General features: G+C 61.0%; 10 protein-coding genes. 5 read left to right on the top strand and 5 right to left on the bottom strand.

The features are described from left to right. Positions 1–86 precede the first annotated feature (86 nt). The 4 genes from MUN80_RS04760 to MUN80_RS04745 all read left to right on the top strand — a co-directional run bounded on the left by MUN80_RS04760 (position 87) and on the right by MUN80_RS04745 (position 5119). Positions 87–1487 (top strand): sensor histidine kinase, encoded by a 1401-nt coding sequence (locus MUN80_RS04760; RefSeq protein ID WP_244720304.1) that lies wholly within the window; start codon positions 87–89, stop codon positions 1485–1487. Positions 1488–1756: 269 nt separating this feature from the next. Beyond that, on the top strand, positions 1757–3412 hold the full coding sequence (locus MUN80_RS04755; protein ID WP_244720301.1) for an NAD(P)/FAD-dependent oxidoreductase: 1656 nt from the start codon (positions 1757–1759) through the stop codon (positions 3410–3412). 238 nt (positions 3413–3650) lie between these two features. Further along, a complete protein-coding gene (locus MUN80_RS04750; RefSeq protein WP_244720298.1) occupies positions 3651–4481 on the top strand; it encodes a metallophosphoesterase family protein in 831 nt (276 codons plus the stop codon). Next, positions 4481–5119, top strand: coding sequence for a hypothetical protein (locus MUN80_RS04745; RefSeq protein ID WP_244720295.1), 639 nt, complete (start codon positions 4481–4483; stop codon positions 5117–5119). Before MUN80_RS04750 ends, MUN80_RS04745 begins: the two co-directional genes overlap by 1 nt. Before the next feature lie 88 nt (positions 5120–5207). Here the strand turns inward: MUN80_RS04745 and MUN80_RS04740 are convergent, their stop codons facing one another. From MUN80_RS04740 to MUN80_RS04720, 5 genes are all read right to left on the bottom strand, one after another. Then, entirely contained in the window at positions 5208–6605 is a 1398-nt protein-coding gene (locus MUN80_RS04740; protein WP_244720293.1) for a lysophospholipid acyltransferase family protein, read from the bottom strand. A 630-nt stretch (positions 6606–7235) separates the two neighbouring features. Beyond that, the gene (locus MUN80_RS04735) at positions 7236–8306 is read right to left on the bottom strand and encodes a chorismate mutase (protein WP_244720290.1); all 1071 of its coding nucleotides are present in this window, start codon (positions 8304–8306) and stop codon (positions 7236–7238) included. A 73-nt stretch (positions 8307–8379) separates the two neighbouring features. Next, a complete protein-coding gene (locus MUN80_RS04730; protein WP_244720287.1) occupies positions 8380–9225 on the bottom strand; it encodes a prephenate dehydrogenase in 846 nt (281 codons plus the stop codon). After that, a complete protein-coding gene (locus tag MUN80_RS04725; RefSeq protein WP_244720284.1) occupies positions 9222–10415 on the bottom strand; it encodes a pyridoxal phosphate-dependent aminotransferase in 1194 nt (397 codons plus the stop codon). The genes MUN80_RS04730 and MUN80_RS04725 overlap by 4 nt, the downstream gene beginning before the upstream one ends. Before the next feature lie 41 nt (positions 10416–10456). Then, positions 10457–11290, bottom strand: a complete 834-nt coding sequence (locus tag MUN80_RS04720) for a prephenate dehydratase (RefSeq protein ID WP_244720281.1) — start codon at positions 11288–11290, stop codon at positions 10457–10459. A gap of 487 nt (positions 11291–11777) precedes the next feature. Here MUN80_RS04720 and MUN80_RS04715 point away from each other — a divergent pair, with 487 nt between their 5' ends. Beyond that, complete coding sequence (locus tag MUN80_RS04715) at positions 11778–12983, top strand: tetratricopeptide repeat protein (RefSeq protein WP_244720278.1); 1206 nt, start codon at positions 11778–11780, stop codon at positions 12981–12983. Positions 12984–12991 lie beyond the last annotated feature (8 nt).

Below are 12991 nucleotides of genomic sequence, written 5' to 3'. Positions count from 1 at the left end.
GCTTCCTAGGCTATCCAGCCCCCGGCAAACCCCGGCCCTGTTCACGTGGTTTGCCCTATATTTCCTGGCTCTAACGTTCTGCTGCCATGACCCCTACCCTCACCCCCGCCGACTTACTGGTCATTCCTACCTTCGTGGGGTTGCCGCCCGAAACCCTCGACTGGCTGATAACTCACGGTGAGCAGCGGGCCTACGCTCCCAACGAAACCGTGCTCCAGCCCGGCGATGAGGCCAGCTATATGATGGCTATTCTGGCCGGCGGCCTACAGTACTATGCCGTGCGCAACGGGCAGCGGGAGCCGATATTTCGCATGGAAGCCGGCCAGGTGAGCGGAGTACTGCCTTACTCCCGCCTGCGCACTGTGGGCGGCTACGGCTTGGCCGTGGGTCATACGGTATTGTATATGCTGCACCGTGACCTGTTTCCCCAGCTGGAGCAAGCTAGTCCCGAGCTGGTGCAGCGCCTGGTGAGCCTGATGAGCGACCGGGCCCGCGACGAAGCCCGTGGGCAGGAGCGCGACGAGAAGCTGCGGGCCTTGGGCAAGCTCTCGGCCGGCCTCGCCCACGAGCTCAACAACCCCGCTGCCGCCATCGCCCGCGGGGCCCAGGCCCTGCGCGAGCGGGCCGATGCCAAGCCCGGCCTGCTGCTGGAGCTGGTGCGCCACTGCCCCGAGCCCGATGCCCTGGCGGCCCTGATGGCCCTGGCCGTGCCCGGCGAGTCGCCGCTGGGGGTGATGTCGGCGCTGGTGTGCGCCGATCGGGAAGACGATATTGCCAGCTGGCTTGAAGACCGGGGCATACCCGACGGCTACCGCCTGGCGGCCGGCCTGATGGAGGCCGGCCTGACCCTGGAGCAGCTGGAGCCCGTGGGCGCGGCCCTGCCCGAGGCCGCCTTGCCCGCCGCCTTTGCCTGGCTTGAAGGCCAGCTTACCATGCTGCGCCTGATTCACGACGTGCAGGAAAGCGGGGCCCGCATCAGTACGCTGGTGCAGAACGTGAAAACCTACTCCCACATGGACCGGGGCGGCGACTACGCTCTGCTTGACGTGAAAGCCGGCCTGGAAAGTACCCTCAACATGTTGGGCTACCAGTTGCGGGCTAAGAACATTCGCCTCACCCGCGACTACGCCGAAACCTTGCCTGCCATCCGGGGCCAAGTCAGCAGCCTCAACCAGGTGTGGACCAACCTGCTCGACAACGCCATCGACGCGCTGCCCGCCGGGGGCGAAATCACCGTGCGCACCCGCCTGGAGGGCGACTTCCTGCGGGTCTTCATCCTCGATAATGGTCCGGGCATTAAACCTGAAGTGTTGCCCCATATCTTTGAGCCGTTCTACACCACCAAGCAGGCCGGTGAAGGCACCGGCCTGGGCCTCGACATTGCCCAGCGCATCATCCGTAACCACGGCGGCCGGCTAGAAGTCCACTCCCAACCCGGCCACACCGAGTTTTGCGCCTGGCTGCCAGTTGGTGAGGTGGTGAGATAGTGAATGAGTGAAGCATGTCATGGCGAGCGTAGCGAAACAATGACGCGGGCCTACTCCATCAAAACCCTGGCTAAAGCGTCTGCCGGGGAAAGGGCTGCTCAGATGCCCGATAGTAATTTTTCAATGCTACCTTCTTAGGGTGGGTAAAGGGTGCCTATACTGTGCCTATACGGATGGTATACGGAAAGCCGCCGGCCCAATTAGCCCGAAAAGCAGGTCAGAAATTAAACAAAACCAGGAAAGCCGCCGGCACTTTAGTTGATAAACCCATGACAAAGAAACCCGTTCTACTCGCCGTCGACGACGACCCCCAGGTGCTGGGCGCCATCGACCGGGACCTGCGCAGCGAGTTCCGGCGCGACTATCGGGTGCTGCGTGCTTCTTCCGGGGCCGAGGCTCTGGCAACCCTGCACGAACTCAAGGCCCGTAATGAACCCCTGGCCCTGATTCTGGCCGATCAGCGCATGCCCGAAATGGAGGGCGTGGAGTTTCTGGAGCAGGCCCGGCGCATCTACCCCGATGCCAAACGGGTGCTGCTGACCGCCTACGCCGATACCGAAGCCGCTATCCGGGCTATCAACAACGCCCGCCTCGACCACTACCTGATGAAGCCCTGGGACCCGCCCCAGGAGCTGCTCTTCCCTACCCTGCACGACCTGCTGGCTGCCTGGCAGGCCCAATACAAGCCCCGTTTCCAGGGATTGCGCCTGATTGGGTTTCAATGGTCGCCGCTGTCCCACGAACTCAAGGACTTCTTGGCCGGCTACATGGCCGCCTATCAGTGGCTTGATTTCGAAACCAATCCTGAGGCTCAGGTTTTGTTGGGTAGCACCGGCTTCACGGCCCAAGATCTGCCCGTGATAGTCTTCGAAGACGGCACGGCCCTCTCGCGGCCGGAGCGTGGGGCTGTAGCTGCCCGCATGGGCCTGGCCTCCGAGGCCACCCAGGAGCTCTACGACGTAGTGGTTATTGGGGCGGGGCCCTCCGGGCTAGCCGCGGCCGTGTACGGGGCTTCCGAAGGACTCAAAACCCTGATTGTGGAGCGCCAGTCGCCGGGCGGGCAGGCGGGCACCAGCTCCCGTATCGAAAACTACCTGGGCTTTCCTACCGGCCTGAGCGGCGCCGAACTGGCTCACCGCGCCTGGACCCAGGCCGTGCGCCTCGGGGCCGAAATGCTGGCTCCGCAGGAAGTCACTAGTCTTTGCGTGCAGGATGGCTATAAAGTGCTGACCCTGAGTAACGGCAGCAACATCCGCACCCGGGCCGTGGTCCTGACCATGGGCGTGAGCTACCGTACCCTGGAAGTGCCCGGCATCGACCAGCTGACGGGCGCGGGCGTGTACTACGGCGCGGCCCGAACCGAGGCCCGCTCCTGCGACCAGCAGGACGTCTACATCGTCGGGGGCGGTAACTCGGCCGGGCAGGCCGCTATGTACTTAGCCACTTACGCCCGCAAAGTCTACATCCTGATTCGGGGCGAGTCGTTGGCCGCGTCCATGTCGGCCTACCTTATCGAGCAGATCCGCCAGACGCCCAACATTGAGATTCTGCCCTTTACTCAGGTGAAGGAAGTGCGGGGCCAGGACCACCTCGAAGAAGTCGTCATCGATAACAACGGGCAGCGAGAAGTGCGGCCGGCCCGGGCGTTATTCGTCTTTATCGGGGCAAAGCCCAGCACCGAATGGATCTGCGACCTGGCCCTCTGCGACGCCAAAGGCTTCCTGCTCACCGGTCGCGACCTGGTAGCCGACCCGCGCTACGCCACCAGCTGGAAGCACAGCCGGGAGCCCTACCTGCTCGAAACCTGCGTGCCCGGCATCTTCGCCGCCGGCGACAGTCGGGCCGGGGCCATGGCCCGGGTGGCTTCGGCGGTGGGCGAGGGGTCCATGGCCATCAAGTTTGTGCACCAGTATTTGGATGAGTAGGTGGGCGGCTTGTAGTTTTTTTTGGGAAACACAGAAAAACCTCAGAATTAACTTATCGGCTAAAAGAGGGCTTAACCGGCTGAAAAGCGACATTGACCGGCTACTGATGGAAACGAGCCGGTTTTGACGGTCGCCGTTGAGCTTAGGGGCGGAAACAAGCCGCCACACGGTACAGTATATAGCGCCAGACCTATCTGTAGTCGGATAGGTTGTTTCCGTTGTACCAGTGCCGAGTGCTATGTTTCAAGCGTTACGCTTCCGCCCCAAACTTTCTCTGCTTTCCCTCGCAACTGCTTTTGCCTTAAGTGGCTGCGATCTGCTGGAGTTCAGCCCCAACGATTACCGCGCCCCCGAGGACGAGCGCCACCTTACCGAGAAGAACCTTGCCCGTTTGCAGCAGAACCCGCTGCCGGCCGGCGACACGCTCCGTTTTGTCTTCACCGGCGACTCTCAGCGTTACTACGACGATGCCGACGACCTGGTAGCCAGCGTCAACCAGCAGCCGGGTATTTCCTTCATGGTCGTGGCCGGCGACATTTCCGACTTCGGCTTTGCCAAGGAAATGCGCTGGGTGAACGAGAAGCTGCGCAAGCTGAAGGTGCCTTACGTCACTGTTATCGGCAACCACGACTCGGTTGGCAATGGCCGGGAAGCCTACCAGGAGATATTCGGGCCCCTGAACTACTCCTTTATCTACGGCGACACGAAGTTTATTTTGGTCGATACCAATGGCCGGGAATATAACTTCGACGGTCATATTCCCAGCATGCCCTGGGTGAATCAGCAACTCAGCAATCTGCAAGGCGCCCGGCGGCAGGTAGTGATTTCGCACGTGCCCCCGCAGGACGAGGACTTCGACCCGGCCGTGCGGGCCCCCTACACCCAGGCCCTGCGCGAGGCTAAAAACCTGGTGTTCGAGATGAATGGGCACCGCCACAGCTCCAGCATCGGCCAGCCCTACGGCGACGGAGTGTGGTACGTCAACTCCGACGCTTTTTCGGAGCGTCGCTACATGGTTGTCACGGTGTGGGGCGACAAGCAATTCCGCGTTAAACAGATCAAATTCTAATGAAACAGCGCCTTTTACCCTTCGTTGCGCTGGCCGCGGCTCTACTTGCGCCCTCGCTCACCCGGGCCTCCGACCCCGAAACCCCTACTGCTCCGGCAGCCCCAGCTTCCGACAAGCCCCAGCCCTGGTATCGGCCGCGCCACCTGGTGCTGCAAACGGCTGGCGGTCTGGGCATGGTATCGGCCGGTGCGGGCTATACTTACCTCAACGGCAAAGTGGATACCGACATCCTATTGGGTTACGTGCCTAAGAAGCTGGCCGGCTCCACCCTCACGCTGGCTTCGGCCAAGCTGTTGTATTCGCCCTTCACCATCCGGATTTCCGAGAAGTGGCAGGTGAAGCCCGTGTCGGTGGGTGCGTATTTCAGCTACACCCACGGCACGCTCAACGACGAGGAGCGCGGTCAGTACACCCGCGACTACTACTGGTGGTCATCGGATACGCGCTATGGCCCCCTGGCCGGCGGCCGGGTAACTTATGTGCGTCCGCCCAAGACTAACGGCCGGCCCCGCAACCTGTCGGTGTACTACGATCTGAGCACCAACGACCTGTACCTGCACAGCTACCTCACCAACACCAAAGGCTTGAGCATCGGCCAGATACTAGTGTTGGGCCTGGGAGTAAAGGCTGATTTCTAGGAAGCTACAAGCTACAGTTGATATAAAACAGAACGTCATGTCGACCAGCGGAAGACATGACGTTTTTATGTTCTTGATTTCTGGGAGTTTACCCGGCCTTGCGCGGCTCAGGGGTGCCCGTGGCGGCCAGGAAAGCGGCGCGGGCTTCGCCGAGCAGCTTGATAATGGCTTGGCGCTGGCGCAGCAGGTCTTCCATTACCGGGCGCTTAGTGCGGAACAGCTTCAGGGCACGCAGGCGCAGCAACCGGGCCCGCAGGTTGTTCCAATAGCTCAGGGCGTAGAAGCCGGCGGGGGCTAGGCTTAGGGCGTAAAGCAAGGTCCAGAGCCAGTTTTGGGTGAAGTGGTGAACCAGGCCAATCTGCAGGGCGTAGCCGATGCCGAAGGTCAGAATGCCGGTAACCAGCATGATGGGCGCCACGAATTCCAAGTCCTTGGTGGCCCGTTTGGCAATCATGGAGGGCAGAATGTAGGGAATGTAGTTGTTGACGAGCCCGTATACATATAATGGGAAGCCCAGCACCAGCTTCAGGCCCGAAACAGTGGCGCGGGCCCAGCGCTGCCCCCGGCCCTTGCTCGACTCCAAGGCTTCGTCGGTGAGGCGGAGACGGTCCAGGTCGAGGAGGTAGTTGCTGAGCTTCTCGCGCACCTGTAGCAGGCGGGCCGGATCGTGCTGCTCGAAGTAGGGCACGGCTTCGAGTAGGGCCCGGCTGAGTTGGAAGTTATCGTAGAGGGTTTCCTCATCGTCCGGAATCAGGTGCTCGCCGAAGGTGCGTTCTATTTGCAAGACCAGCTCGTCCTCGGCCGCGTCGCGGGTGATGATGAGGCGGTATTCCAGGCGGCGGCGAATTTCCTCGGTCAATTGGTCGGCGGCGGCCTCGGGGTCGGCGGCGTAGGCGGCGGCGTAGTCGGCCACCACGATGGGCTTGCCAATGTTGACGAACACGTCGGAGCGGAAGCGGCTGGGGTCGAAGTAGTTGATGCCGATGGGGAGGATGGTCAGACCCAGCTTGAAGTCGTGGCGGGCTTCGGCGCCGAGGCTGATGCGGGCCGCGCCGGTTTTGAGGGGCCGCAGGCGCCGCTCACTCACGCTGGTACCCTCGGGGAAAATCTGGATGGAGCCGCCCTTGTCGAAGTAGTCGTAGCACTGGCCGAAGGCAGCCTCGTTGCGGGCGGCCAGTTCTTCGGGCGTCACGCCCGCGTCGCCACTTTCGGCATCCTGGCGGCGGTAGATGGGAATGCAGTTGCCCGACAAGAAGATGGCCCTTGAAATCGGGTTTTTGAAAAAGGTGCTCTTGGCCAGAAAGGCAATGGGCGTGCGGCGGTTGGCGGCCACCACCAGCGGGTCCATGAGGGTATTAGGGTGGTTAGAAACGATGAGCATAGGGCCCGGAGCTTCCAGCCGCTCGTGGTGGCGGATTTCGAGGCGGCGGAAAAACACCCGGAGGGCGAGCTGCACTATGGGCTTGGCAACAGTGTAGAAGAGCATGGGCCTAAGTACGGCCAATTCGCGGAGCCGGGCAATGAAACGGGCCGGATTGGCGGCCGTCGGGCGTTTGGTGAAAAGTCTGATGCTGAAAGCGGGATTTGGGCGCGGCCCTGACGTAAAACCCACTATTCGTAGCGGAACAGTGCCAACCAAATGTCTACCAAACAGATTTTTTACCCACAGCCTGCCGGTCCGAACCTATGGTGAAGAGCCAAAAGGTGGCTTCTGCGGCTATTGGTATAGCTCCTAAGGGCTACAATCTGATTCCTAGCATAGGAAGCGAGGTTCCTAGAGTCCTGATTGTGGTTCCTATGCCCTAAAGTATCGTTCCTGGAAGCCTCAATACGATTCCTAAGACATAAAATCCGGTTCCTAGGAGCCTTGGTGGGGTTCCTGGAGTCTAAAGTATGGCTCCTAGGGTAGCAAGAGTGGCTTCGAACAAGTCGGCGGGGGCTGTAGTGCATAAAAGCCGCCCTTCACTGACGGGCAGCGGAGGGCGGCTTGGGGCTATAGATTGAGACGCCTATTTGCGTCTCAATCGTTGCTGATGATGTTTGGTCGAACGGCAGTCGTTCGACGATGAGACGCAAGTATACGTCTCTACATGAGCGGCCGGTACAACGTAAGGGCTTACCCTTCCATCACCTTGTTCTGGTGGTTGATGGACTCCAGGTGGACGGCGGCGAAGTACTGCTCGATAAACTCCGGGGTGAGGCCCACGGAGCTGCCTTGGCGCTGGGCCCGCTCTAGCACCTCATTCCAGCGGCTGGTTTGGAGGATGGTGATGTCGTTTTCCTTTTTGTAGACACCGATTTTCTCGGCTACGGCCATACGGCGGCCCAGGAGCTGGATGATTTCGGCGTCGAGCTGGTTGATTTGCTCGCGCAGGCTGGAAAGGGCCGTCAGGAACTCGCGCTGGTTGGTGGTTTCGTGGCGCCATACCAGGTCGGTGATGAGGTCCTTGAGCACCTCGGGGGTAATTTGCTGCTTGGCGTCGCTCCAGGCGTTGTCGGGGTCGATGTGGCTTTCAATCATGTTGCCGTCGAAGCCCAGGTTGAGGGCCTGCTGGGCCACGGTGAAGAGCGTGTCGCGGCGGCCGCAGATGTGGCTGGGGTCGCAGAGCAGGGGCATGTCGGGGTGGCGGCGCTTCATTTCGATGGGCAGATGCCACATCGGGGCGTTACGGAAGTCGGTATTGCCGTAGGAGCTGAAGCCCCGGTGAATCAGGCCGACTTTCTCCAAACCAGCCTTTTGGAGGCGCTCCACGGCGCCTACCCACAGTTCCAGCTCGGGGTGAATCGGGTTCTTGACCAGGACCGGCACCTGCACGCCGCGCAGCACGTTGGCAATTTCCTGCACCGAGAAGGGGTTCCCGGTGGTACGCGCGCCCACCCACAGAATATCGACGCCGAAGGCCAGGCAGTCTTCCACGTGCTTGGCGGTGGCTACTTCCACGGCAATGGGCAGGCCGGTCAGCTCACTGGCTTTCTTGAGCCAGGGCAAACCCTTGGTGCCGATGCCCTCGAAGCCGCCGGGCTTGGTGCGGGGCTTCCAGATGCCGGCGCGCAGGGCCTGGACTTTACCAGTCGCAGCCAGACGCTGGCAGGTTTCGAGTACTTGCTCCTCGGTTTCGGCCGAGCAGGGGCCCGAAATGAGGAAGGGTTTGTCGTCGGGCTGGCGGTTGAAGAGTGCAGACTGCATGGTATGGGAGGAGGTTACGTTTTCGGTTGAAAGGCTGTTAGTCGACATGACGTTTGGCTTATGGGGTTCTGGTTTACTTCAGAATCTTCTTAATCAGGTTGGCTTGCTCAATTTGCTGGTAGACGGCGGGGTAGTCTTCCTGGGCAATGAGGTGGCGTAGGTGCTGAAGCTGGTGGATGTGCTCGTCGAGCACGTCGAGCACGTTGACGCGGTTTTGTCGGAAGATGGGCACCCACATATCGGGCGAGCTTTTGGCCAGGCGCACCGTGGAGGCAAAGCCCCCGCTGGCCAAAGCGAAAATCTGCTGCTCCTCTTTCTCCTTCTCTAATACCGTGAGGGCCAGGGCGAAGGAGGTAATGTGGGAAATGTGCGACACGTACGCCGTGTGCAAATCGTGGGCGGCAGCGTCGAGGTACTCGATGCGCATCCGAAGCTGCTCGAAGAGGCGCTGCACCTGGTTGACGGCGTCGGCGTCGCTCTGCTCGGCGTCGCAGATAACCAGGGTTTTGTCGGTAAACAGCTCAGGCACGGCGGCCTCGGGGCCGGAATACTCGGTGCCGGCCATGGGGTGCACCGCCACAAAACGGCCCCGGCGCGGGTGCCCGGCCACGGCCGCCAGCAGCATGGATTTGGTGGAACCCACGTCGATTACTACTTGCTGATCTGCTTCATCCAGCACCTGGGGCAGCACGGTCAGCATGGCGTCCATGGGCACGGCCACCACGACCAGGTCGGCACGGCGCACAGCCGTGGCTAGGTCGGTGCTGCCTTCATTGATGAGGTGCAGGTCCTGGGCTTTCCGGAGGTTTTCAGGGCTGCGGTCCACACCTATAATATGCTCGGCCAGGCCATGCTGCTTCAGGCTAAGTGCCAAAGAGCCGCCGATGAGTCCTACGCCTATTATTGTGACAGTTTTCATACAGTCGTGGAGGTAAAAGAAGGTTGCGGCCGGGCTTCCCGGATTCGGCCTAAAGCAGCTTCCAGCACTTGGGTGGTTTGACAGAGGCTGACGCGGATAAAGTGGTTGCCATTGGAGCCGAAGATGCCGCCGGGGGTAAGGAAGACCTTGGCCGCGTGCAGCAGCTCGTCGCTCAGGGCATAGCCGTCGGCGTACCCGGCCGGAATGGCGGCCCACACGAACAGGCCCACCTGGTTTCGCTCGTAGCGGCAGCCGATGGTATCTAGGAGTTCGAAGACCAGCTCCCGGCGGGCCGCGTAGTGGGCGTTGAGCTCCTGGTACCAGCTTTCATCGAGGCTGAGGGCTTCCACGGCAGCCAGCTGCACCGGCAAAAACATGCCCGAGTCGAGGTTGCTCTTGAAGCGCAGCACTTCCTGCAGCAGGTCACCGCGGCCCAGGAGCATGCCCACGCGCCAGCCCGCCATGTTGTGCGACTTGCTCAGAGAGTTCAGCTCCAGTACCACTTCCCGGGCCCCGGGCACGGCTAGCAGGCTCTGGGCCGGCTCCTGATTCAGGATAAAACTGTACGGGTTGTCGTGGACCAGCAGAATGTTGTGCGCCGTGGTGAAGGCTACCAGCCGGGCGAAGAACGCCGCGTCGGGCGGGGTGCCGGTGGGCATGTGGGGGTAGTTGACCCACATGAGCTTCACCCGGCTTAAGTCGCGCTGGGCCAGGGCTTCCAGGTCCGGCAGCCAGTTGTTTTCGGCTCTCAGGTCGTAGTCAACCGGAGTAGCGCCGGCCAGATGAGCGGCGGCGCGGTAGGCCGGGTAACCGGGGTTGGGAATGAGCACTTCGTCGCCGGCTTCCAGAAAGGTCATGCTCACGTGGATGATGCCTTCCTTGGAGCCCAGCAGGGGCAGCACTTCCGTTTCGGGGTCCAGGCTGACGCCATAGCTGCGCCCGTACCAGCCGGCCATGGCCTGGCGCAACGCCGGTACACCCTTGTAGTTCTGGTAGGCGTGGGTGTTGGGCTGAGCGGCGGCCGAGGTCAGGGCCGCAATTACCCGCGGGTGGGGCGGCATGTCGGGGCTGCCGATGCCCAGGTTAATAACCTGGGCCCCGGCCTTATTCATAGCGTCAATTTCGCGCAGCTTGCGGGAGAAGTAGTATTCCTGGGTATGCTGCAGGCGGCTGGCGACGGAGACTTGCATGGCTTTGGGGTAAGCTGAAGATGTTCGTGGGGCTGTTTTTATTACTTGTGCGTGGTGCCTTTGTGATACACGCCCAGCACTTCTAGGCCTTCAGTCACGGGCTTCATGGCTTGCAAAGCCGCTTCGAGCTGGGCCGGGTCGTCGAATTCGAGGTCGGCGTGGAAGTAGTAGTGCCAGGTTTTGGCCGGAATCGGGAAGGACTGCAGTTTGGAGAGGTTGATGCCCTGGTCGGCAATGCGGATCAGGACCTGGGCCAGGCTGCCCTGGGCGTGGGTGGTATGGAAGTAGAGCGAGGCCTTGTTGGGCGCCTCCACGGCCGCTGCGTTTTCGGGCCGGTCGACTACCAGAAAGCGGGTGTAGTTCTTCTTTTCAGAGTGGATATCCTTTTCCAGAATCTCCAGGTCGAACAGCTCGGCGGCCAGCTTGCCGGCTACCGCGGCGGTGCCGGTGCGCAGTCCTTCCCGGATGCGCTGGGCACTCAGAGCCGTGTCTTCCGTTTCGACCAGGCGCCAGGGGCCGTGCTGGTTCAGAAAGTCGGCGCACTGCAGCAGGGCCATGGGGTGGGAGTGCACCTCCTGAATATCAGCCAGCTGCTGGCCGGGCAGCGCCATCAGGTGCTGGCGAATCTGCAGGTACACTTCCCCAGTCACGCGCAGGCCGGCTTGGCGCAGCAGGTTGTAGTTGGGCAGAATGCTGCCGGCAATGGAGTTTTCAATGGCCATCAGTCCGTGCCCGGCTGTGCCGCTGCTCACCTGCCGCACCACTTCCCCAAACGTGGCGCAGGGCGTAGTCAGGACCGAAGGGGTGAAGTAGTGGCGAGCAGCTATCTGGTGGAAACTACCTTCAAAGCCCTGAATGGCGACGGTGGAAAGCATAACGGGGGTGCGGGGAAATGACATAAAAAAAGGCCTCCGGGGTGCGGGGCCTGTTGCTTCTGGTGCTGCGCTCTGGTCAGCTCTGGCAAACGGGGCCCCGCTTCTTCGTAAAAAAGAAGTAGGTATAGCCGTAATAAAAAAAGACTGAAGCGGGCATGTGAAGCGGAGAAGTAAGCGTAAAAAAAAGCGCCTCCCGAGGTTGTCGAGAGGCGCTGAGGATTTCGGTTGGAAAAGCTACAGGAGGGCCGCTCGACTACGCTGTGGCGTAGTAGAAGTAATAGCTAAAAAAGAAGCGGCCGGTGTGCTGAGGCATGAGAATCAGGTGCTTTGCGAGGGCAAGGTGGGGCAGACGTCCGGTAATTCCAAATTAAATCTGGAAAAATAAGCTCTAACAAACGTTCGGTAGTTCGTCGGAAATGCCCGAAATACCGCATCTTACCGGCATATTCCGGCTCTAAAAATTTCTTGATTTATCCTGTCGTTATCCATGCGCTTTTCCTTGTTGCTGGCTGCCGCCCTGCTGGCAGCCCCCGGCCTGCGGGCTCAGACTACGGCCCCAAAGTCGACGCCGGACCTGCTGGCCCGGGCCCAGCAGCTGGTGCAGGCCAAGCAGTACGAGTCGGCCTATCAGCTGCTCGACCAGGCCGACCCCAAAAATCAGCAGCCCGCAGTACTGCTGGCCAAGGAGAAGCTGATCCTCGACAACTATCTGGTCAGCATTGGCCACCGCATGTTTGGCCTCCAAAACCTGAAGCCCAGCCAAACCGTGGCGCAGCTGCGAGGTAAGGAAGGCAACTACAGCATGCACCCCCTCGATTTGCCCCTGGAGCTGAACCGCCTGCAGCGCAAGTTTCCCACCGACTACACCCTGGCTAAGGGGCTGGGCGACTATTATTACCAGGTGCAGCAGTGCCACTGCGGCGAAAAGGACAAAAACGACGAGCAGCTTCTGGACCTGGTGCTGCGCTATTATAACTCCGCCCACGCCCATGGCCTCGGCGACTATATGTCGTATTACGCCGTCGGTTACGCCAACCTGGTGCGGGAGCAGGCTGCCCCAAGCGTGGTCCCATTCGAGAAATCTATTGCCCTGAACCCGCAGTACCCGACCTCGCACTACAACCTGGCCTACGCCCTGATGCAGTTGAAGCGGCCCGCTGAAGCCCTGCCCCAGGCTCGCCTGGCCTTCGACCTGTACACAGATGCGGAGCTCAAGGCCGACGCCGCCCGCATGCTGGGGCACCTGTATCAGCAGCAGAAGCAGCCCGGCGAAGCCCAAAAGGCCTACCAGCAAAGCTTGGCCCTGCAGCCCGACAGCTACCCGACGTTGCGCGCGTTGTTGGCCCTGGCAGTGCCGACTCACCAGCCCGAGGCTCCGAAGCTGGCCGCCGAGCTTTTTCGTCTCAATCCCGCCAACGATGAGATGTACGAGGATATCATGGATATCTACCAGGCTAGCAATCAGTGGAAAGAAGTGGAGGCCTTTTTCCAGAGCCAGCTGCCCACGGCCCCCAAAGAGCCTATTCCCCAGGGACTGCTGCACTTCTATCTGGCTATTCTGAACATGCAGCTGGAACAGCCCAAGGCCGCGCGGCCCCACTTCATTGAGGCCCAGAAGCACCTGTCGAAAGTAGCCTCTCCCGACAATCCTATGTTCACGACCATCAAGAAAGGCCTAGATGCTACAAAGTAAGCCGCGCT

Source organism: Hymenobacter cellulosivorans (assembly GCF_022919135.1).
Taxonomy (GTDB): Bacteria; Bacteroidota; Bacteroidia; order Cytophagales; family Hymenobacteraceae; genus Hymenobacter; species Hymenobacter cellulosivorans.
The sequence above is the reverse complement of the archived record's forward strand: the minus strand, read 5'-3'. Positions and strand labels throughout refer to the sequence as shown.

Bases quoted from the DNA above. Each gene is read 5' to 3' on its own strand.
- MUN80_RS04715 (WP_244720278.1), top strand. From the start codon at position 11,778: ATGCGCTTTTCCTTGTTGCTGGCTGCCGCCCTGCTGGCAGCCCCCGGC.
- MUN80_RS04755 (WP_244720301.1), top strand. From the start codon at position 1,757: ATGACAAAGAAACCCGTTCTACTCGCCGTCGACGACGACCCCCAGGTG.
- MUN80_RS04745 (WP_244720295.1), top strand. From the start codon at position 4,481: ATGAAACAGCGCCTTTTACCCTTCGTTGCGCTGGCCGCGGCTCTACTT.
- MUN80_RS04720 (WP_244720281.1), bottom strand. From the start codon at position 11,290: ATGCTTTCCACCGTCGCCATTCAGGGCTTTGAAGGTAGTTTCCACCAG.
- MUN80_RS04735 (WP_244720290.1), bottom strand. From the start codon at position 8,306: ATGCAGTCTGCACTCTTCAACCGCCAGCCCGACGACAAACCCTTCCTC.
- MUN80_RS04750 (WP_244720298.1), top strand. From the start codon at position 3,651: ATGTTTCAAGCGTTACGCTTCCGCCCCAAACTTTCTCTGCTTTCCCTC.
- MUN80_RS04740 (WP_244720293.1), bottom strand. From the start codon at position 6,605: ATGCTCTTCTACACTGTTGCCAAGCCCATAGTGCAGCTCGCCCTCCGG.
- MUN80_RS04725 (WP_244720284.1), bottom strand. From the start codon at position 10,415: ATGCAAGTCTCCGTCGCCAGCCGCCTGCAGCATACCCAGGAATACTAC.
- MUN80_RS04730 (WP_244720287.1), bottom strand. From the start codon at position 9,225: ATGAAAACTGTCACAATAATAGGCGTAGGACTCATCGGCGGCTCTTTG.
- MUN80_RS04760 (WP_244720304.1), top strand. From the start codon at position 87: ATGACCCCTACCCTCACCCCCGCCGACTTACTGGTCATTCCTACCTTC.